Source organism: Flavobacterium olei (assembly GCF_039749035.1).
GTDB lineage: Bacteria > Bacteroidota > Bacteroidia > Flavobacteriales > Flavobacteriaceae > Flavobacterium > Flavobacterium olei.
The window spans coordinates 322,083-344,922 of record NZ_JBDKWC010000001.1 but is presented as its reverse complement, the minus strand read 5'-3'; the positions used below and the strand labels follow the sequence as shown (position 1 = coordinate 344,922).

Annotated in this window: 13 protein-coding genes and 1 pseudogene; 10 read left to right on the top strand and 4 right to left on the bottom strand. The window is 35.2% G+C overall.

The window, feature by feature from the left end:
- Window positions 1-91 precede the first annotated feature (91 nt).
- Window positions 92-1,414 carry a GAF domain-containing sensor histidine kinase gene (locus ABEB31_RS01420; protein ID WP_347049561.1) on the bottom strand — a complete coding sequence of 441 codons (1,323 nt, stop codon included), beginning with the start codon at window positions 1,412-1,414 and terminating at the stop codon, window positions 92-94.
- A 284-nt stretch (window positions 1,415-1,698) separates the two neighbouring features.
- Here ABEB31_RS01420 and fsa point away from each other — a divergent pair, with 284 nt between their 5' ends.
- Window positions 1,699-2,355 carry a fructose-6-phosphate aldolase gene (gene fsa / locus ABEB31_RS01415; protein ID WP_347049559.1) on the top strand — a complete coding sequence of 219 codons (657 nt, stop codon included), beginning with the start codon at window positions 1,699-1,701 and terminating at the stop codon, window positions 2,353-2,355.
- A gap of 89 nt (window positions 2,356-2,444) precedes the next feature.
- Entirely contained in the window at window positions 2,445-2,942 is a 498-nt protein-coding gene (locus tag ABEB31_RS01410; RefSeq protein ID WP_347049557.1) for a hypothetical protein, read from the top strand.
- Between the two features lie 89 nt (window positions 2,943-3,031).
- Here ABEB31_RS01410 and ABEB31_RS01405 read toward each other — a convergent pair whose 3' ends face one another.
- From ABEB31_RS01405 to ABEB31_RS01395, 3 genes are all read right to left on the bottom strand, one after another.
- The gene (locus ABEB31_RS01405; RefSeq protein ID WP_347049555.1) at window positions 3,032-4,501 is read right to left on the bottom strand and encodes an MFS transporter; all 1,470 of its coding nucleotides are present in this window, start codon (window positions 4,499-4,501) and stop codon (window positions 3,032-3,034) included.
- Window positions 4,502-4,674: 173 nt separating this feature from the next.
- Window positions 4,675-5,376: a LytR/AlgR family response regulator transcription factor gene (locus ABEB31_RS01400; RefSeq protein ID WP_347049553.1), complete on the bottom strand. Its 702-nt coding sequence runs from the start codon at window positions 5,374-5,376 to the stop codon at window positions 4,675-4,677.
- Window positions 5,366-6,418: a sensor histidine kinase gene (locus ABEB31_RS01395; protein ID WP_347049552.1), complete on the bottom strand. Its 1,053-nt coding sequence runs from the start codon at window positions 6,416-6,418 to the stop codon at window positions 5,366-5,368. Before ABEB31_RS01395 ends, ABEB31_RS01400 begins: the two co-directional genes overlap by 11 nt.
- Before the next feature lie 273 nt (window positions 6,419-6,691).
- Between ABEB31_RS01395 and ABEB31_RS01390 the strand changes: the two genes are divergently transcribed.
- The 8 genes and pseudogenes from ABEB31_RS01390 (at window position 6,692) to ABEB31_RS01360 (ending at window position 22,575) form a co-directional block, all read left to right on the top strand.
- Window positions 6,692-9,733 carry a SusC/RagA family TonB-linked outer membrane protein gene (locus ABEB31_RS01390; RefSeq protein ID WP_347049550.1) on the top strand — a complete coding sequence of 1,014 codons (3,042 nt, stop codon included), beginning with the start codon at window positions 6,692-6,694 and terminating at the stop codon, window positions 9,731-9,733.
- A 10-nt stretch (window positions 9,734-9,743) separates the two neighbouring features.
- On the top strand, window positions 9,744-11,318 hold the full coding sequence (locus ABEB31_RS01385; RefSeq protein WP_347049548.1) for a RagB/SusD family nutrient uptake outer membrane protein: 1,575 nt from the start codon (window positions 9,744-9,746) through the stop codon (window positions 11,316-11,318).
- A gap of 107 nt (window positions 11,319-11,425) precedes the next feature.
- Window positions 11,426-13,363 (top strand): glucosamine-6-phosphate deaminase, encoded by a 1,938-nt coding sequence (gene nagB / locus ABEB31_RS01380; protein ID WP_347049546.1) that lies wholly within the window; start codon window positions 11,426-11,428, stop codon window positions 13,361-13,363.
- 144 nt (window positions 13,364-13,507) lie between these two features.
- The gene (locus ABEB31_RS01375) at window positions 13,508-15,574 is read left to right on the top strand and encodes a beta-N-acetylhexosaminidase (RefSeq protein ID WP_347049544.1); all 2,067 of its coding nucleotides are present in this window, start codon (window positions 13,508-13,510) and stop codon (window positions 15,572-15,574) included.
- A 486-nt stretch (window positions 15,575-16,060) separates the two neighbouring features.
- Window positions 16,061-20,794 carry a T9SS-translocated chitinase ChiA gene (gene chiA, locus ABEB31_RS01370; protein WP_347049543.1) on the top strand — a complete coding sequence of 1,578 codons (4,734 nt, stop codon included), beginning with the start codon at window positions 16,061-16,063 and terminating at the stop codon, window positions 20,792-20,794.
- 387 nt (window positions 20,795-21,181) lie between these two features.
- Window positions 21,182-21,313: pseudogene (locus tag ABEB31_RS21670) on the top strand (DUF3592 domain-containing protein); the annotation flags it as partial.
- Window positions 21,314-21,460: 147 nt separating this feature from the next.
- Window positions 21,461-21,751, top strand: a complete 291-nt coding sequence (locus tag ABEB31_RS01365) for a hypothetical protein (RefSeq protein ID WP_347049541.1) — start codon at window positions 21,461-21,463, stop codon at window positions 21,749-21,751.
- A 65-nt stretch (window positions 21,752-21,816) separates the two neighbouring features.
- A complete protein-coding gene (locus ABEB31_RS01360) occupies window positions 21,817-22,575 on the top strand; it encodes a TlpA family protein disulfide reductase (RefSeq protein ID WP_347049540.1) in 759 nt (252 codons plus the stop codon).
- Window positions 22,576-22,840 lie beyond the last annotated feature (265 nt).

The following is a 22,840-nucleotide window of genomic DNA, read 5'->3' as shown; positions in this document are numbered from 1 at the left end:
CCGCATTTTTATTTTATTACTTTTTTTTAGTCAACATTAAGACTTCTAAAACTATTTTTAGATAGTACATTTTAATACTATAAAGCAAAATTTAATTATTCTTTACCGGAATAAAGATATTAAAAGTCGCGCCTTCATTTAAAATACCTTCTGCTTTTACAAAGCCTTTATGGTTTTCTGCGATCCTCTTTACAATGGTAAGTCCGATACCAGTGCTTTTTAGGGGTTTTGTGTGTAAAGCCTGAAAAAGACCAAATATCTTCTCGGTGAATGCCGGGTCAAAACCAATACCATTATCTGAAACCTTAAGGTGATAATAGAATACATTTGGATCCAGTTTGCTGTGATTTTCATCGGAGCCTTTGATGATAGCTGATGTGACGCTGATAATTAATTTTCTGTCAGGGTGGGAGAATTTGATCGAATTACTGATGAGATTGTATAATAATTGACGAAATTGAAATTCGATTACATTTAGAAATCCTAATTTGCCTATTTCAAATTGAATGTCTTTATTTTTTACTTCTTCTGTAAGATCTTCGATAACATCATTGGCAATGCTGTTTAAGTCTTTTAATTCAAATTTACGTTCGTCAAATTTGGTTTTAGAATAGGTAAGGAGGTCGTTTATTAAATTTTGCATTCTAAGCGCCGAAACACGAATTTTGTCAAATGCATATTTGGCTTTTTCAGAAAGATTCTCGAACTCTTCTTTTTCAATTGTATCGGTAAAGAATTGAATTTTTCGTAATGGTTCCTGAAGATCGTGACTCGAAATGTAATTAAAAGCTTCGAGTTCACTATTCATTTTTTCGAGTGAAATGTTTTTTTCGATTAGTTTTTGCTCCGCGTCTGATTTTTGTCTTTCTGCTTCTTTTTTCTGGCCTTCCGTCTTTTTTAGTAGGTTACTTTTTTCTTTTAAAATAGATTTGTTTTCGACTCCCTGCTCGATTGCTTCAATGTGAAAGGAAATTAAATCGGCAAAAAGGGTAAACATTTCTCTTACCTTGAATGTTTTTAAACTGTTCGGTTTTGGATCAATTGCACAAAGAGTACCAAAAAAAGTTCCGTCCTGGCGAATTATGGGCATCGAAATATAACTTTGCAATCCGTATAAAGCGGGTGTGTGATGATCACGAAAATCGGGATCTTCGCTAACGTTGTCTATAATTACAGGCTGTACATTTTTTCGAATATCATCGCAAATGGTTGTTTTAATTTCCAATTCGTCTCCGGATTTTAGTCCGAAATTAAGATGATCTTCAGAAGCGCAGGTAATCCATCGGTCTTCGGTAACTCTGGCAACCGCCGCAAATCCCATTCCGGTACTCTGGCAAATTACGCTAAGCAATTTTGGAACCATTGGTATACTCTGGATATTCAGGATGTCTTGTTTAAAATTTTCTTCTAACACTGGTAATTATTTATTTTTTAAAAGTACAAAATAATTTGCTTTGGGCGTTGGTGTTTTTATTTCACTAAATTGTTTAATTTGTAATTATTTTTTAAGAATTTACTTTTTGAAATTATAAGTTGTAATTTTGCACGTGAATCGCGTGAGGGATAGAAGCAAACTACCGAAGTAGTGTGGATAGCCCGACCAGATTTGAAAAAGGCGCTTATATGCGATCTGATAAGTGCGCCTTTTGCAAATATGGTCACGCCCTGAAAATCAACACAATTTAAATAATATAAATTATGAAATTTTTTATTGACACAGCTAATTTAGCTCAGATTAAAGAAGCACAGGCTTTAGGTGTTTTGGATGGTGTAACGACTAACCCGTCTTTGATGGCGAAGGAAGGTATTACCGGAAAAAATAATATCCTGAAGCATTATGTTGACATTTGCAATCTTGTAGAAGGTGATGTAAGTGCTGAAGTTAATGCGCTTGACTTTGACGGAATGGTTAAAGAAGGTGAGGAGCTGGCTGAATTACACGATCAAATCGTGGTGAAATTACCAATGACTAAAGAAGGCGTAATGGCTGCAAAATATTTTTCTGATAAAGGAATTAAAACGAATGTAACTCTTGTTTTTTCTGCTGGTCAGGCTTTATTGGCTGCAAAAGCTGGTGCAACTTATGTTTCTCCTTTTATTGGCCGTCTGGATGATGTTTCTGTTGATGGTTTGAACCTCATTCAGGAAATTAGAGAAATCTACGATAATTACGGGTACGAAACTCAGATTTTGGCGGCTTCTGTACGTCACACTATGCACATTGTAAATTGTGCTAAAATTGGTGCTGATGTGATGACCGGACCTCTTTCTGCAATTTATGGTTTGTTAAAACACCCATTAACGGATATTGGTTTAGCTCAGTTTGTTGCTGACTTCGAGAAAGGAAATAAATAATTCGAGGTAACATACATATAAAAAAACGTCTTTTTCTAACGGGAAAGACGTTTTTTATTTACTTTTATATCAACCTTAAATAATTGAATATGAAAGTTATACTCTTATTTGTGTGTTATGTTGTAACGAATTTATCGCTTCATGCACAGTCGGCAAAAGTTATTACTTCTGTCAACGAAGCCGGTGATGTTGCTACTTATGAATTGGATTGCTCGCTAAAGTTTCCTGTTTTAGCCAAAGGTCTCAAGTACAATATTACGAGGCATGAATTTAAAGGTCCGGAATTGAAAAATATTTATCGGTTACTTCTGGTGATGGATGGTTTTTATTCGAAGACATTAAACAGTGAGATGACTATTTCTGCCGTTTTAAGTGATGGTACTGTTATCGAAGCCAGAAAAACAATTGAAGAGGATGGATTTTTTGACGGCGCCTGTACGTTGAAGATTAAGGATCCGAAAGCCCTTTTGGCTGCCGATGTCGACAAGATTATTGTTCACGCAGATAAGGATGTGGTCTATTCGATTTCAGCCAAGGATAAAGCTATTTTTAAGAAAAATCTAAATGCAGTAATTTCGGCAAAATAGTAGATTTACTTTTTGGTACTATTGCATTTACTGCAAATAAAAAAGTGCCGATTACTTAGTAATCGGCACTTTTTTATTTTATAATAAGATTAATGTCCTCCGCCTTCACTTATAACGTGACTTACACCTTGTCTTCTCAATATTTTTGGACAATAAAAACCATAGAATGCTAAATAAGCAAATCCTAAAAGTGGTACTACGTAAGAGAAATGCGTATAAGTAATACCCATAATTCCGTCCGGATGTGTAGCATCTAAGTCACAAATACTTCCTTGTACTAACGGAATAACTCCACCACCAAGAATCATCATGATTAAGAAAGATGACGCTTTACCTGTGTTTTTTCCTAAACCTGCGATTGCTAAATCGAAGATTGAAGGCCACATAATAGATAAGAATAAACCGCCTGAGATAAAGAAGAATTTAGCAATTTGCGGATCTGGCCACACCAATCCTAAAACCATCATTAAAAGTCCCGAGATTCCGAAAAGCATTAATGTTTTTCCGGCATTTTTTCCGCCTACGAAACTTACTGCAATGAAAAGTAAAATCCAGAAAGGGTAAATGTAGAAAGATGAAACATCGTGTGCAGCAAATATATTTGCTCCTATAATTACGCCAAAAGCCAAAGCCGGAACAATAAATTTAAGCGCAGTATTTACGAGGTTTGAAGTGTTGAATACGTTTACACCACCATTCCATCTTCCGATCATTAAACTTCCCCAGTATAAGGCAATGAAAGGTGCAATGGCATCTTCCAGAATGTTTCCAAATTCTGCTGTGTGTAATAATGCAGGTAAGTTACTGATGATGGTAACTTCTGTTCCTACGTAGATAAAAATCCCTAACATACCTAAGTATAATTGTGGATAGTCTAAAATATTAAATTTTGTATGTGCAACTTTTACTTCTTCAACGTCTGCTTTTGCAGGATCTTCGATTTTTGAAAAGTACATAAAAATTGCTACTACAATAAAAGCAAGTCCTAAAATGATAAAAGGTAATTTGATGTCTTCTAAAGAAAGGTTTGTTTTTTTATTGTCTCCCATTCCGAAAAGGGCAATTCCTAGTAAGATAGCACCAATAGTGGTTCCGAAAGAGTTGATACCACCCGCTAACGTTAAACGGTGTGCGCCTGTTTCCGGGCTTCCCATTTTAATAGCTAAAGGATTGGCAACGATTTGTTGAATCGAGAAACCTAATCCTACTGTGAATAAAGCAGCCAGGAAGAAAGGGAAACTTTCCATAGTTGCTGCAGGGATAAATAAAAATGATCCTACCGCAGAAAGGAGTAAACCTGCGGCAAGTGTTTTTTTGTAGCCAAATTGCTGTAAAACGTCTCTTTTTAAAGATACTAAAAAGAATATAATGGAACCCACAAAATAAGCGGCATAGAATGCCCATGCTACTAATTGTGATTGTACCTGCGATAGCGTAAATACTTTTTTGAATACCGGAATCAGGATGTCATTGGCAGAACCAACAAATCCCCAGAAGAAGAAAACAATTATCAAAGAGATAAATTGTCCCCACTTGGTTTGTACATTTTCTGAAGTCATAATAATGATGAGGTTAATTTTATTTTAATGTTTTTTGAAGACCGTAAATATATTTGTTAGGATTATCAAAAAAAAATAAAAAGACAAAAATAATGTTAAAATTATACCAACGACGTTCTTTTTTCAACAAAGTGTTAATTTTAACCTCATCTATTTATGATTTAAGAGTTGAATTATTCTAATATCTTATTTTTAACATCTTTACTGTAGTTTCTTCCTATCGGAATCGTGTAAGATTGTATCTGAATGCGGTTGCCTTCGATAGATTTTACTTTATTTAACGCGATTACATAAGATTTATGAATTCGAAGGAAGCGCTCGGCCGGCAATTCTTCCGATAATGAGGTTAAAGATTTGTGTGTAATGTAGGTTTTATCAGGAGTGACAACTTTAATATATTCTTTCATTCCTTCAACAAACAAGATTTCTTCGATATTAATTTTCATCATTTTTTTATCGACTTTGATAAAAATATGCGAATCAACTTTGGACGTTTCGACCTTAATGTTGTTTTTTAAATTGTATTCGGTTGTAATTTTATTAATGCATTTTATAAATCGCGGAAGAGGGATTGGCTTTACCAAATAATCTAAAACATCCAGATCATAACTTTCAGCAGCAAATTCTCTGAAAGCTGTTGTAATAATAACTTTTGTTTTACTTTCAATAAGGCTTATCAGTTCAAAACCTGTCATCATGGGCATGTTAATATCCAGAAAGACAGCATCGACAGCGGTGCTGTTTATAAAATCCAGAGCTTCGAGAGAGTTGTTGAATGTCGCAATAACTTCAAAGTCTGTAAAATTAGTAAAGTAATTCTGCAGCACTTTGATCGCCAAAGGTTCATCATCAATTAACACGCATTTAATCTTCATTCCGGATAGGTATTTGTAATCTGATTATATAGAAATTGAATTTGGTTTTGTTTTTAAGGCTAAATTCGTTTTTGTAAATTAACTTTAATCTCTTTTTTGTATTAACTAAGCCAATTCCTTTTTTAGGATTATAATTTTGTGAAATTACAAAATTATTTAAGATCTCAAAATCCAGTGTTTTGTTGTCTATAACTTTGCAATTAATCTTGATTTTTAAATTCCTGTTATTTAAACCACCGTGCTTAAATGCATTTTCTACTAAAGAAATAAATATTAACGGAGGCACCACTACATCTTCAATATTGGATTCGAGATTAATGGTAACCTCAACATTTTCAAAACGCAATTTTTCGATTTCAATATAATTCTGAATATAATCGATCTCTTTAATTAAAGGGACAAACTTTGTTCCTTTTACATCGTACAATACATATTCCATTAAATTAGAGAGTTTTATAATCACATCCGGAACTTTTTTTGATGATTCTAATGATAAAGCGTAAAGATTATTTAAGGTATTGAAGAAAAAATGTGGCTGAATCTGATTTTCTAAATATTTCAGTTTGATCTTAAATTGATTTTCACGTAAGGATCTGTTTCTTTCACGTTCGCGCAGCCAGGTTAAAGTAAGATAGACAGAAGATGCCATTGCGAGAACATATAATTCGCCGATACAAACGGCTACAATATGGTTAATTTCAAAAGGATGATATTCTCTGTTGGCTTCCGGCCATATATTTTCGGAGATGATATAATAGGTCAGGGCCGTTTTAAGCAGATAAATGCCAAACAGACTAACTAAAAGCCATGCGGTGTACTGAATGTATTTCTGCTTCAATACATATTTTGGTACCAGAACAAACAAGTTTAAATAAACCAGCGGAATTACCAGCGAAAATTCTATTAAGTTGGATTTGAACGCATACGGATAATCATTAAAGTAAGCTCCCCACCTTAAAAAGTTTAGTGTAAAATATACTCCCCAGAACCAAAAATGATTTTGAAGTTTGATGTCAAATTTAACTTTTCGAATTTCTTTCAATGGTCTTACAATTAGGCAATATTTGGTTTTTCATAACCCTGTTTAATTATGGTGCAACTTTAAACAATTAAAGGTAAAATAACAATTCTTTTGAATAAAATTTCAATAAATAATCGTAAAAGTATCTTTTTTTTGGTATAAAACGTTTTCGTGAAACGCATTATTGAATATTTTATGTCGTTGGTTTAAAATTTATTGTCGTTGGTTTAATTTATTTTTTTTAACAGTATCTTAAGAATAATTTTACCTCATAACTAACAAAATAAAATAAACATGAAAAAAATTTTCTTAATCTTTATGATTGTTTTTACGGCGCAGGTCTCTCTTGCTCAGGTAAAAAGTGTCAAAGGTGTGATTACAGATTCTGATGGTATGCCGTTGCCAGGAGCCTCTGTTGCGGTACAAGGAGGTCAAAAAGGGACAACTACCGATTTTGACGGATTGTATTCAATAGAAGTTCAAAAAGGTCAAAGCTTAGTTTTTACTTATGTGGGGCTTGAGACGCAGACAATTGTTGTGGGAGATGCTGCTACATTAAATGTAAAAATGATACCAGCTGCATCAAATGCATTAAACGAAGTAGTGGTAACTTCTCTTGGTGTTAAAAAAACAAGAAAATCTCTAACTTATTCAGCTCAGGAACTTAAAGGAGAAGAATTAACCCGTGTTAAGGATGCTAACGTTATCAATACAATAGCTGGTAAAATTGCGGGTGTTGCTGTAACAAAAAGTTCTGGTGGTACCGGAGGATCTACAAAAGTTGTAATTCGTGGAAATTCTTCCATCATGAACAGTCAGCCACTTTATGTTATTGATGGTATCCCTTTGTATAACGGAAGTTCAAATCAGCCTAATGATTCTTTTGGTAGTACTGCAGGAGGTAACCGTGATGGTGGAGATGTGGTGTCTTTAATTAATCCTGACGATTACGAGGGTATGACTGTGCTTAAAGGTGCGGCAGCTTCTGTATTATACGGTTCACAGGGAGCAAATGGGGTTATTTTACTTTCTTCTAAAAAGAGTAAAGAAAATACTTCAAATCTAGCAGTTTCTTCTGTTACTACTTTTGAATCTGTTCACTCTTTACCAAAATTCCAAAATGATTATGGTACAGTAGATGCTCAGAAATCATGGGGAGGTAAAGTAGCATCGAATGATTTCGTAGAAGACTTCTTTAAGACTGGGGTTACACAAATTACTTCATTAGCATTTACAACGGGAACAGATGTCTCTACAACTAGTTTGTCTTATGCAAATACTTCTGCTTCAGGAATTATAGAAGGAAATGGATTAAAGAAAAATAATTTTGGAATACGTCAGACAGGTAAATTTTTCAATAATAAATTAACTGTTTCTGCTGATGCTAAATATACAAGCCAAACGATTGATAACAGGCCGGTTAATGGACTTTATTCAAATCCTTTGACAGGAGTATATTTATTCCAGAGAGCAAACGATTTTAATTTTTACAGAGATAATTATGAAACTTTTATCCCTTCAAGAAATTTATACGGACAAAATTTTTATTCTACTTCAGATATATATGTACAAAACCCATATTGGTTAATCAACAGAAACAAATCTGTTGATACTGATAGTTTCTTTAATGGAAACCTAGCTGTAGATTATAAAGCAAACAACTGGTTAAGTATTGCTGCAAGATATAGCTATAACAGAATTGAAAATGATTTTGATAAAAGAATATACGCTACTACAAATACTTCATTATCTCATATAAATGGTAGATATATAAATGTGGGGACATTAAGTACGCAGCGTTATGGGGATTTGATTGCTAAAATCAATACCAATTTCAATGAAGATTTTTCTTTTAATGCTATAGTGGGAGCAAGTATTAATAATACTCTAGCTAACCATGCTACTACATTGGATTCGGGAATTGTTGGCGGACTTGTAAATGCTAACCTTTTTACTTTAGGTAATTTTGCAGGTGCAAGCGGAGTTGACAATTTAAGTCTTCAGTCTACAGGCTCTTCAAGAGAGGTACAGTCTATTTTTGCTTCTGCAACTTTTGGTTATAAAAACATGTTATATCTGGATGTTACAGGACGTAACGACTGGTCTTCTACTTTAGTAAATACAGATACCGGATCATACTTTTATCCTTCTGTAGGGGTTACCGCTCTTATCAGTGAAATGGCAACAATGCCGGAATGGATTAATTTTGGAAAAATAAGAGGAACTTATGCAGAAGTTGGAAATGACGTTTCAGCATTTGTAACTTCTCCAAGATCAACTGTTCAGGGAGGTTTAATTATCCCTCCTGTTGTTGGGCCAAGACCGGGAGAATCATTGAAACCAGAATTAAAATCAGAATTTGAATTTGGTACAGAGTGGAGAATGTTCAACAACAGATTCGGTTTTGAAGTTTCTTATTATAACTCAGAAACTAAAAATCAATACATTCAGGTTCCTGCTCCTGCAACAAATCCTTACGGTTATACATTCTACGGAATTAACGCAGGTAGTATCGAAAATAAAGGTTTTGAGGTTGTCGTGACAGGAAAAATCGTGACTGGAGATAAATTTTCATGGGATACTACTGTAAATTATTCTCAGAACAAAAACAAAGTAAAATCTATTCCTGAAGAATTAGGAGGAACAATTCCGTTGACTCCGGTAAACAATATTAATTACAGATATGCCTTAACTGAAGGAAGACCATTTGGAGTTATTGAAGGTAAAGGTATTGTTAGAAACGATCAGGGAGAAATTATGCTTGATGCAGATGGCAATTTAGCTGTTGAAGCTGACTTTCATGAGGTTGGTAATGCAAACCCTGATTTTATGTTAGGCTGGTCAAACTCATTTAAATTTGGTTCTTTTACAGCTAACTTCTTAATTGACGGACGTTTTGGCGGAGATGTAATGAGTATTACAGAATCTATGAACGACTGGTACGGAGTTTCACAAAGGAGTGGAGATGCAAGAAATGCAGGTGGAGTCGCTATCAACGCAGTTAAACCAGATGGTACAAAAGTAACTTCTATGGATCCTCAAAAATATTACGAAGCTGTTGGAGGACTTAATGGTGCTACTGCGGAGTATGTATATGATGCTACAAACGTAAGTTTAAGAGAAGTTTCAATTGGTTACACTTTTAACAAAAAAACATTACCATTCGTTAATTCTGCAACATTGTCAGTAATAGCGAGAAATCTATTCTTTATCTATAAAGATGCACCTTTTGATCCAAACATTGCTTTAAGTACAGGTCAGGGCTTGCAGGGGGTTGATATTTATGGTTTGCCATCAACAAGAAGCATTGGTCTTAATTTAAATGTAACTTTCTAATTAAAATCTCATGAAAACAAATATAAAAAAATCATTAATCTGTTTTGGTCTTTTGGCTTTAGTAGGTTGTACAGATAATTTCGATGATGTCAACAGTAATCCTGATGGTTTTACCTATGACGAAACAACACAGGACTTTAATCATATTAAAGGACCTTTCAAAAATATGTTTGAGAACGTAATGGTCAATACTCCGGGTTGGAAATATCAGGTTGCCATTGACTTATCTGGAAATACGTGGGGAGGCTATACTACCGCACCTGGTTTTGATGGAAATAACAATCTTTCTTATGCACTTTCTGACAACTGGAACCTTTGGGGATGGGAGGCAATCTATGCACAAGTGATGTCAAATTTCCTGAAAGTTGAAAGAGAATCAAAAGGTAAGTATGATGAATTTTATGCTTTGGCTACAATTATTAAAGTTCAGACTTTACATAAAGCTGCCGATGCTTGGGGACCAATCGTTTACTCCAAATTAGGGACTACTGATGCTGCAATTGGATATGATTCTCAGGAAGAAGCTTATAACCTGATGTTTAAAGACCTTGATTTTGCCGTAACAGAATTAACAAAAAGAATTGACGCCGGAGAAGCAAGTTCTTTTACAAACACGGATCGTTCAACATACAAAGGAGATTATACAAAGTGGGTTAGATATGCAAACTCCCTGAGATTAAGACTTGCCATGCGTATTGTAAAAGCAAATCCTACACTGGCTAAAGCAGAAGCTGAAAAAGCGGTTAATCAAAAATTTGGTGTAATGACAGTTGCTTCAGATAGCTTTATAGTAAATAAAGATGTAGCGCAGCATCCGCTGAGAGTAGCAGCTTATGACTATAATGATAGTAGAATGTCTGCTGATATGGAGTCGATTATGGGAGGATATAATGATCCCCGAATGAATGTATACTTTAAAACATCTGAACAATTTCCCGGTCAATACAAGGGAATACGTACTGGTGGAATTCTTGGTGAAAAAGCCTTACATATGAAATTTTCGAATTTTGGTAAGATCATAGATGAAGACAAACAAGTGGTTTGGCTAAATACAGCAGAAGTTTACTTCTTAAGAGCGGAAGGAGCCCTGAGAGGATGGAACATGGGCGGCGATGCTGAAACATTCTACAAAGCCGGTATTACTGCTTCTTTTACGCAGCTTTCTACTGGTGGTGCTGCAGATTATATGGCTGATAATGTAAAAATGGCTAAAGATTACGTAGATCCGGTTGTTGCTTTTAACAGTGGTTTGGCTGTAAATAAAGTTACTGTTGCATGGGATCATGCAGCAAGTAATGAAGTTAAATTACAAAAAATCATTACTCAAAAATGGATCGCTAACTTCCCTGATGGTATGGAAGCTTGGGCAGAGCACCGCAGAACTGGTTATCCTAAATTATTGCCAATTCTTAACAATCAAAGTGGCGGTGCAATTAATAGCGATTTAGGAGTAAGAAGAATAAACTTTGTTTCGACAGAAAAAGATGGAAATCCAGAAGGCCTTAAAACGGGTATCGCAAAACTTGGCGGTCCGGACAATGGAGGAACCAGAACATGGTGGGATGTTAATGCTCCAAATTTCTAAGAAAAAACAAGAGAATGTAAGTTTGGTTAGTAAGATGGTATAGACGGCGAAAGCTGTCTATGCTATTCTTGAACCAAAATGGTAAAGACTACAAAAAAGAAAAAGAAATGAAAAGTGCTTTAGAAATAAAACCTGACATCAGTTATAAAAGCGCTGGAAAATTTGAAGAAACCCGATTTGAAAAAATTCATAACGAAATCTTCAAAGGCTCAGTAGAAGCTTCTGTGATTGTCGCGCAGGAGATTGCGCAGCTTATTAGATCTAAACAGGAGAAAAACAAATCCTGTGTTTTAGGTTTAGCAACAGGTTCTTCACCTATAAAAGTGTATGAAGAATTGGTGAGAATGCACAAAGAAGAAGGACTGAGTTTTAGTAATGTAATCACTTTTAATCTGGATGAATATTATCCAATGACAAAAGAGAATAATCAGAGCTATCATTATTTCATGCATCAGCATCTTTTTAATCATATTGATATAAAGCCGGAAAACGTAAATATTCCTGACGGTACTGTCGCTATTGAAGAAATAAATCAATACTGTATTGACTATGAAATGAATATTAAAAATGCAGGTGGTCTTGATTTTCAATTGCTTGGAATTGGTCGTACGGGACACGTAGGCTTTAACGAGCCAGGCTCACACATCAACTCAGGAACCCGAATTATTACATTAGATCACATTACCAGAGTCGATGCTTCATCTGCTTTTAATGGTATTGATAATGTCCCAAAACGTGCTATCACAATGGGAGTTTCTACAATTTTGAGATCCAAACGAATTGTTTTGATGGCCTGGGGACAAAATAAAGCCGAAATCATCAAAAGGACAATTCAGGGCGATATAAGTTCTGAAATTCCGGCGACATTTTTGCAAAATCATCCTAATGCGACTTTTGTTTTAGATCAGTCTGCAGCATCCGAATTAACCCGTTTCAAAACGCCCTGGCTGGTTGGCGAATGTCTTTGGACACCAGAATTAAAAAGCAAGGCAATTGTGTGGCTGTGTCAGAAAACAAAACAATCTATTTTAAAATTAACAGACCGTGATTATAATAACAACGGGATGTCTGATCTTTTGGCGCAGGGAGGTTCTGCTTATGATATGAACATCAATATGTTTAATATTTTGCAGCATACCATTACCGGATGGCCCGGAGGAAAGCCCAATACAGATGATTCACATCGTCCCGAAAGAGCAAATCCGGCAAAGAAAAGAGTAATTCTTTTTAGTCCGCATCCCGATGATGATGTTATTTCGATGGGAGGCACTTTTTCAAAATTAATCAAGCAGGGTCACGACGTTCATGTGGTCTATCAGACTTCCGGAAATATTGCGGTTACAGACGACGAAGCTCTGAAATTTGCTGAAGTGGCAAGTGATTTTATTGGAGAAGAATCTTTGGGTATTAATTTTAAAGAAGTAATTGAATTTTTAAACAACAAATCTGGGAATCAAATAGACTCTTTAGAAGTTAGAAAACTAAAAGGACTAATCAGAAGAAGAGAATCTTACGCTGCAACCCGATATATTGGTTTGAAAGATGAGAACACACATTTCTTAGATCTTCCTTTTTATGAAACCGGACAGGTTAAAAAGAATCCGTTAGGGCCGGAAGATATTGCTATTGTAAAAGATATTATTGCTAAAATAAAACCGCATCAGGTTTTTGCGGCTGGAGATCTTGCAGATCCGCACGGTACACATGAAGTTTGTCTTAATGCGATTTTTGCAGCATTAAAAGAACTTAAACCAGAAAAATACATGGACGACTGCTGGCTGTGGCTTTATAGAGGAGCCTGGCACGAGTGGGATATTCATGAAATAGATATGGCAGTTCCTTTAAGTCCGTCAGAAGTTTTATTAAAGCGCCATGCTATTTTGTACCACCAATCTCAAAAAGACAGAGTGATGTTTCAGGGAAATGACTCCCGTGAATTCTGGGTTAGGGCAGAAGACCGAAACAAAAACACGGCTATTCTGTATGATGAGTTAGGTCTCGCGGAGTATGAAGCAATAGAAGCTTTTAAGCGTTTTGATTACTAAACGTCAGCAATTCTTCAAAGAATAAAAATAGAAACAAAATCCAGATTGACCTCATGGCAAAGTGAGGTATGCAGATGTCACTCTGAGTTTTGTTTTTTATATATTTAGGATATTAAAACATCCAAAAACAAAAAAAAGAAAAAAATGAAATATCTATTTGTACTATTATTTGCAGGCATATCTGCGGGTGCTCAAATCCAGAAAGAGCAGCTAAATCTTATGCCATGGCCTCAGAGTGTTGTTATTAATGACGGTAATTTTAATTTAACTAAAAATTTTAAAGTAAACATTACAGGTAATCCAAACCCAAGAATTTTTGGTGGAGTAACGCGTTTTTTGCGCCGATTAGATGGTAGAACAGGAATATTTTTTGAGCAGGGATTTATTGCTAAATTAAATGAGGTCCCAAATGCAGAATTACAAATCAATTGCACCAAAAGCGGTAAAATTGGTATATACGAAGACGAAAGTTACCATCTGGATATTACTTCAAACAAAATTACCTTAAATGCATCAAGCGATTTAGGTGCTTTGCATGGTTTAGAAACCTTGTTGCAAATGCTTCAAAACAACGCTTCATCTTTTTATTTTCCGGCTTCAAAAATTTCAGATTTTCCACGATTTACATGGAGAGGTTTGATGATTGATGCTTCAAGACATTTTCAGCCGGTTGATGTTATTAAAAGAAATATTGATGGACTGGCAGCAATGAAAATGAATGTTTTTCACTGGCATCTGGTTGATGATCAGGGATGGAGAATTGAAATGAAAAAACATCCCAAGTTTATTGATTTGGCTTCAGACGGGATGTACTACACACAAGAGGAAATTAAAAATATCGTAAAATATGCCGATGCACGCGGTATTTTAATTGTTCCGGAAATAGATGTTCCGGGTCACGGTTCTGCAATTTTAACGGCTTATCCGGAAATTGGCAGTAAAGTAACCACGCTGACAGGAGGAACATCCGAAAAAAATATTCAGGGCACCGCAATTGCGACCTATGGAATTGAAAGAAATGCAGGTATTTTTTCGCCGACATTAGATCCTTCAAATCCTAAAACATATCAGATTTTAAGTGAAGTTTTTGATGAGGTTTGCCCTTTGTTTCCGGGAGCTTACTTCCATATTGGAGGAGATGAGAACGAAGGAAAGGACTGGGATGCAAACCCTAAAATTCAGGAGTTTAAAAAGAAACATAATTTAAAAACCAACCACGAATTACAGACTTATTTTACGATGCAATTGGCTCCTATGTTAAAGAAACACGGAAAACAATTAATGGGATGGGAAGAAATATTAACTAAAGATTTATCTAAAGAAGCAATTGTACATTCATGGAGAGGTCCGAACGAAGGTATGGCCGCAGGACAATCTCTTGTAGATGCTGTTAAAAAAGGATATAAAACAGTTTTGTCCAATGGTTATTATATCGATTTGATGTATCCCGTTGCAAGTCATTATTTAAATGATCCCATGCCAAAAGACGGCAATTTAACGGCCGAAGAAAAAGCAAGAATTCTGGGTGGCGAAGCTACAATGTGGACAGAACTGGTAACGCCGGAAACGGTAGATTCCAGAGTCTGGCCAAGAACGGCTGCAATCGCCGAAAGACTTTGGTCTGCAGAAGATATTACAGATGTCGCTAATATGCGTAAACGTCTTGAAGTGGTTTCTTTCAGACTAGAAGAATTAGGATTAACACATATTCGAAATAAAGCAGTGATTTTGAGAAATATTTCAAATAACCAGAATATAAAATCTCTTAACGAATTTACCAATGTATGCGAGCCATTAAAAGGCTACACCAGAAATAAAGGCGGAACAGAATACCAAATGTATTCTCCGTTTACCTTGTTTGCCGATGCCTGCGGACCGGATGCGAAAGATTCCCTGGCTTTTGATGAAGCTGTAAATCAGTATTTAAAATCTAAAACTCCCGAAAATAAAGCAAAAGTAACCGCATTCTTCACCAAATGGATTGCCGTAAATAAAGGTTTAGTTGAATTGAGTACTAATGCACCGCTTGTTCAGCCAATTTTACCCTTATCGAAAAAATTAAACGATGTATCGCAGGAGATGCTTTTGGTTTTGGATAATAAATCAAAATTAAAAGCAGACGATTTAAAAGCGTTAATTGAAGAATGTAATACAAAAGACCATGCTGATGTTGAATTGTCAGTTTATAATAGTCTTAAAAAATTAATCTAAAGTTAGGTTTTGGATTAGTGTTGAATGAAGTAAATCGCCATCATATTGTTATTTAGAGTTAATAATTAATTATCTCTATTGGAGTTTCCGGTAGAGATAATTGTGGCGAATTTTAATCAGCAAGCTTTTCAAAATTTATAAAAAAAATATGTTCCACAACATGATGTATGAATTGAATTATTAACCTTTAAAAACCAAATAAAGAAAAAGAGTAATAGTAAACATGACAAAAAAGTATTTATGATGATTAAGGTTTCCCCAGATTTATCTTATTGAATGTAATACTGAATTAAAAGTTGAATAAACAGAACAACTGCTTACTAATGTTTATGGTATTGGTAATAGTACGTACTGTTTAGAAATGTAATTATGAATTTGTTTCCGGCGAGATGCAGTTTTTGTATCGGGCTGAATGAATTGTTTTATGCGAAACGCGTAAACATTGAAATTGGAGTATTTATTTTCTATTAACCAATATTAATTATTATGAAACATTATTACAGATTGCTTTTTTTGTTACTGTTTCCCTTACTTACGTTTGCACAACCGGCACACGGAAAAAAAGTAGTTGGGTATTATGCGCAATGGTCGATCTATGCCCGGGATTTTAATGTCCCCAAGATTGACGGAAGTAAATTGACGCATTTGAATTATTCTTTTTATGGAACAACTTTTGACCCGGCGCATCCGGAGAATACAAAGTTGAAATGTTTGGACACTTATGCCGATTATGAGCATATGGAAGGTGGAATTCCGTGGGACGCTCCCGTAAAAGGAAACTTTTACGATTTAATGAAACTCAAACAAAAGTATCCCCATTTAAAAATTTTAATTTCTGTTGGAGGATGGACCAAAGGTCAGGATCTTTCTCCAATTGCTGCCAGTCCGGTGGCAAGAGCGGCGCTGGCTGCAGATATGGCAAATTTTATTACAACTTATCCTTTTATTGACGGATTTGATATTGACTGGGAATACCCGCTGTCCGGCGGAACAGACGGAACCGAAATTGTTAATGGTTCTCCGGTTCCTCCACAAAAATATAGTCCGGATGACAACAAGAATTTAGTTTATTTATTAAAAGCAATGCGTCAGGCAATGCCAAATAAACTGGTTACCATTGCTGCCGGAAATAATGTTAGAAATGTTTCCAAACAATATTTAGGACCAAATAACAGATCGCAATACGGGATGACAGAGGATATTTCGACTTATTGTGATTATATTACTTATTTTGGATATGATTTTGGAGGTAACTGGTACGACAAGACCTGTTACAATGCTCCATTATACGCAAGTGGAAATCCCAATGATCCTTTATACGGAGCTGCACAATCTGAATCTTTAGATGAATTAACCAATCAATTTTTAAATGTTGTTGGTTTTCCTGCGAATAAACTAATCATGGGATTGCCTTTCTACGGAAAAAAATTCGATCACGTTGCTACAAATTCAACCAACGGATTATTCGTTTCAGCACCCAGAGATATTGTTCCGGGATGTACGAATCCACAAAACCCAACGGGAACATGGGATGGTTCCGCCGCCTGTGAAAAATCAGGAAGTATAGAGATTTGCGATTTAGTCGGAAATCCGGTTACCAATTCACATGCTTATCTGGATCCAAGTACAATGTTAGTAACGCCAAGTGCTGCTTCTGCAGGATGGGTTCGTTATTTTGACAACACAACAAAGGTTCCTTATTTATACAATGCGACTTTAAAACAGTTTATTTCTTATGAAGATAAACAATCAATGGATTTAAAAGTTCAATATATAAAATCAAAAAATCTTGCCGGAGGTATGATTTGGGAATTGTCTCAGGATACCAGAGGTTCGATTCCGAATTCATTATTGAATCAGGTTGATACGTCTTTCGGAGGGATTACTCCCGGAACAGTAAGCATTTCCGGTTCTGCAAAAAATGGATCGACTTTGGTTACAGATGTTACAGTTGAGTTGCGAAATTCAAGTAATGTTGTACTGCAAACAATAGTTTCTGCAACAGGAAATTTCACTTTTAATAGTTTAACTTCAGGTCAAAATTATTCGCTAACAGCTTTAAAAGCTTCTTATACTTTTGTACCGGTTAGTTTAACAAATGTGACAATAAATCAGACCGGAATTACTATTCAGGGAACGCAGCCTTTATATACAGTAAGCGGAACAGTTCTTGACGGAACAACACCAGTTTCGGGTGTAACAGTTTCTGCAGTTTCCGGCACTACAACTTTAACAGCGGTATCAAATGCAAGCGGAGTGTACAGTATTGCAGGATTAACTGCAGGATTAAATTTTACCGTTACTGCTTCTAAAACTGGCTTCTCTTATACACCTGCATCTACAGTTTACAATGCCATTGACAGTAATAAAACATTAAATTTCACGCAAGGTGCTATAGTGGTAAATTACACTGTTAGCGGTACAGTTTTAAATAATTCAATTCCGGTTTCCGGTGTAACGGTAACAGCATCTTCAACAGGAGGAAATTTTACGGCTGTTACCAATACAAGCGGAGTCTATTCGCTTAGTTTGCCTTCCGGCGGAAATTATACTGTAACGGCAGCTTTGAGTGGACAAACGTTTACTCCGGCGTCTACGGTTTATACAAATTTGAATGCAAACAAAACATTAAACTTTAGTCAGGATGTTGTTTCAGTTTCAGGTAAGATCAGCGGAACTGTTAAAAATGGTTCAACGCCGGTTTCAGGAGCAAAAGTAGAATTGGTTTTGCCGTGGACAGATAATACACACAACTGGAAAAGTGTTATTGCAATAACAGATGCTCAGGGAAAATACAGTTTTGATAATTCAGTTACTGATGGTTATACACAAGCTTTAAGTTTAAAATTAAACTCCTGGCAGAATTCAGAAGTAGCTTATTTTCCAAATAATCTGGCAAACTTTGCAATTCCGGCAAATCCGACAGTTTATAATTTCAATACAAGTTCTACAGCAAAAGTAGCATTGGCTGCGGCTACAAATTTAATCAGCGGAAGCGTTAAAAATGGTTCAACTCCGGTTTCAGGAGCAAAAGTAGAATTGGTTCTGCCATGGACAGATAATACACATAGCTGGAAAAGCGTTTTGGCAACAACAGATGCACAGGGAAATTATACTTTCGATAATACTGTTGTCGCAGGTTATACGCAAATTTTAAGTTTAAAATTAAACACATGGGAAAATGGTGAAGTGACTTATTACCCAAACAACTTAGCCAACTTTGCCGTGCCGACAACGCCAACAGTTTATAATTTTAACAGACAAGCGGTAGTTGCTACTAAACCAGTGGTGGCCATTACAGCGCCAACAGCTTCGGCGATTGCTATAAATTTAGGATCAGCAGTTAATTTTGTTGCAACAGTTGGCTTAAGTGCTGCCGATGCTACTACAATTTCATCTGTTGTATTTAGTTTAGACGGGCAAAGTTTGAGTGCTTCCAATTCTTCGGGAACATATACAGCGATTTGGACACCAGCAGCAAATCAGTTTTCGCTTTCTCATACGTTAACTGTTACAGCTACTGCTTCAAACGGAACAACAGATTCAAAAACATATAGTTTTACATTAAATTGTTCAGGCACAAACTGTCCAAATTCATTGCCGGTCATTACATGGAGTTCACCATCGAATACCACTGTAAATCAAAGTTCTTTTCAGGTTGTACCCATTTCAGTTACCGCTGTTGACAGTGACGGATCGGTTTCAGGTGTTACCATTACAATCAATGGCGGTACTTTTAATATGACTGCGGCTGCAAACAATACTTATACCTACAATTTTACGCCGTCAGCTTATCAGGATTATCTGGTTGTAATTAAAGCAACCGATAATAAATCTGGCGTAACTACTTTAAACAACACTATCAAAATTGCTCCGGTAAGCACTAATAGATTTATCCCGCTTCCGTCTAAAGTTCTTTTAGGATATGCACATTCCTGGGAAAATACATCTGCTCCGTTCTTATATTTTTCTCAAATTGTAGGAAGCAAGTTTAACGTAGTTGATTATGCTTTTATAGAAACAGTTAATCGAGACGGATATACGCCGGTATTAACAACGAATGACACTAGATATCTGACGAATGGTGTTTTCAACAAGCAATTGTTGAAAAATGATATAAAATCTTTAAGAGATAGCGGTGTTCCGGTTATTGTCTCTATCGGAGGTCAGAATGGTCACGTTGTTTTAGACAATGTAACGCAAAAAAATATTTTTGTTAATGGTCTGAAAGCCATTATTGACGAGTATCAATTTGATGGAGTTGATATTGATTTTGAAGGCGGATCCATGAATTTTAATGCAGGAGGTTTACGAGATATTTCTTATGCTGGTATTTCTGCTTATCCAAGATTAAAAAATGTAGTAGATGCTTTCAAAGAATTAAAAACCTACTATGGTACTGGATTTTTACTAACTGCAGCGCCGGAAACACAATATGTACAAGGAGGATATTCTACCTATACGGATACTTTTGGTTCTTTCCTACCAATCATTCAAAACTTACGTAACGAATTGGATTTATTAGCAGTACAATTGTACAATACAGGTGGAGAAAACGGATTAGATGGTCAATATTACGGATCAGCTAAGAGAGCAAACATGGTAACAGCGCTAACAGATATGCTTGTAAAGGGCTTTAATATTGGTACAACCGGAATGCATTTTGATGCCTTACCACCATCAAAAGTTCTTATCGGATTACCCGCTTGTCCAAGTGCGGCAGGCAGCGGTTATATTACGCCGGCAGAAGGAATTAGTGCTTTACATTATTTAAGAACAGGAACCACTTTTTCCGGAAGAATATATACCATGCAGTCAGGCGGACCTTATCCTAATTTGAGAGGTTTAATGACCTGGTCTGTAAACTGGGATGCTTCTTCTTGTGGTAATTCGTCTGAATTATCTAAAGCGTATGCAGCTTATTTTGCATCATTAGCAACAGCAAAAACATTGGCAGTCGATAAAATCGAAGTCAGTAACAGCACTTTAGTGTATTTTAAAAACGATGCACTATCAGTTACAAATGATACAGAAAATATTGCTCAGGTAGACGTTTTTAATTCTACGGGACAATTATTAGTGAATCATAAAAACATTCAGAATAATAAAGAAGTACTGCTTCAAAGCTATAGTTTTTCAACAAAACAATTGTTTGTAGTAATTGTAACAGACAAAGCAGGAAACAAAAAATCATTCAAAGTAATCAACTTTTTAAACTAAGAAAAACTAAGAATGGACAAAAACGAAATAAAAGAGAAATCTGGTAGGGTTAAAATTGAGTTTGGTTATTTATTTTTTAATCTATTTTTTATTTCGAATAAATGCAGCGAATTTAAGTGATTTGTTATTTGGTTTTCACGTAGAGGCGCGCATTATAAGCCCGGCAATTTTCATTGTCGGGTTTTTTTATTTTATTGAAGGACAATAATTAATAATTCTGATCTATTTCGATATTTTTACATCAATATTAACAGTACAACCAACCCAAATGAAAATTATAAAATTCATCTTCCCTATTATCGGCTTAGCTTTATTAGGCGGTGCCTTTTTTCTTTATCAGGACAAACAAACCTTTTTAGACAAAGCAGTAACTACTAAAGGCCCGTTATAGAATTAATAGCTTCAAGATCTGATAAATCTACAACCTACAGACCGGTTGTTTCTTTTACAACAAATAACGGGAAACAGATAGAATATACTTCATCTGTAGGCAGTAATCCTCCGAGTTATAATGAAGGCGAAATCGTAGAAATTTTTTACGATCAGGTAAATCCTCACGATGCAAGTATTAACGGATTTGCTTCTTTGTGGCTTGGAACTTTAATTCTCGGAATTACTGGAACCGTTTTCTTTTTAATTGGATTCTTCATTATTTTAGTAGGTAAAATGAAACAAAAGAGAATTGACGATTTAAAATTTAATGGAAAACAAATTACAACAAAATTCGACAATGTAGCATTAAACACCAGTTACAAAGTAAATGGAAGAAGTCCGTTTGTTATTTATAGCCAATGGCTCAATCCCTCAACAAACGAATTACACTTGTTTAAAAGCGAAAATATTTGGTTTGATCCGGCAAATTATATTCTGACAGAAGAAATAAAAGTCCTAATTGATCCGGTAAATCCAAAGAAATACTACATGGATATTTCATTTTTACGGAAATTGAATAGTTAACTTCAGATCCGGATTTAAATAAACTTTTGAGTAATTTTGCTGCTCATTTATTTTTATTTCATTTAATGAAAAAGTCAATCCATTTTTTAGTTTTCTTTTTAATAATTACAAATTCTTTCAGTCAGGAAAAATTCGGAAATCCCGATGCAGATCCTATTCAAATTCAGAAAACATTCGAAACATGGTCTGCTTATAACAAAAATATAATGCTTTCCAGTGATTTTACAGCTCTTGATGCATCTTCAAAAGAAATGACAAAGGAAGAATTTCTAAATGCATTAACAAACGAAAATTATATTCCAATTCGTTTAAAATCTCAGGATTCAGTTTACTATAAATTATTTAAAATCCAGCCAAAATCAGATTCAAGTATCAAAGCAACTATTAATCAGGAAGCTTTTGATGCTTTGAAAAATTATGAAATGGAAGGAAAACCTTTTCCGCATTTTTCCTTTAAAGATTTAGACGGAAATGAAGTTTCAAACGAAACTATGAAAGGAAAAATCATTGTAATAAAATGTTGGTACATACACTGCGCCGCCTGTATAAAAGAATTTCCAGCCGTAAACGCATTAGTCGAAAAATACAAAAACAGAAAAGATATCGTTTTTATAAGTCTTGCAGAAGATACTCCCGAACAATTAAAAACATTTCTGGCCAGAAAACCATTGTCCTATTCTGTTATTCCCAACATGAAGGAATATATGAATACTACTTTGCAATTGAATGCATTCCCAACCCATTTCATCATTAATAAAGAAGGGAAAATTGCGAAGGTTTTAAATAATTATAAAAGTTTAGAAGTTGCTTTGGAAAAAATTTAAAACCATTTAAGGTATATAAGATAATTTTAAGTTTTGTATTGAGAGAATCCCGCAAAGACGCGAAGACGCTAAGTTTTTCTCATTTCGTCTGAAAGGATAAATCACATTAGAAACTCTACAAAGATTGGCTCTTTTGCTTGTCGAGCTACTCGCGGAGATTTCTCCTTCGTCGAAATGACAAACTGTGGGTGACAATCAATAAAAAACTTTGCGTCTTAGCGACTTTGCGAGACGAAATACGTCTAGCATTTCTTTTAAATGAACT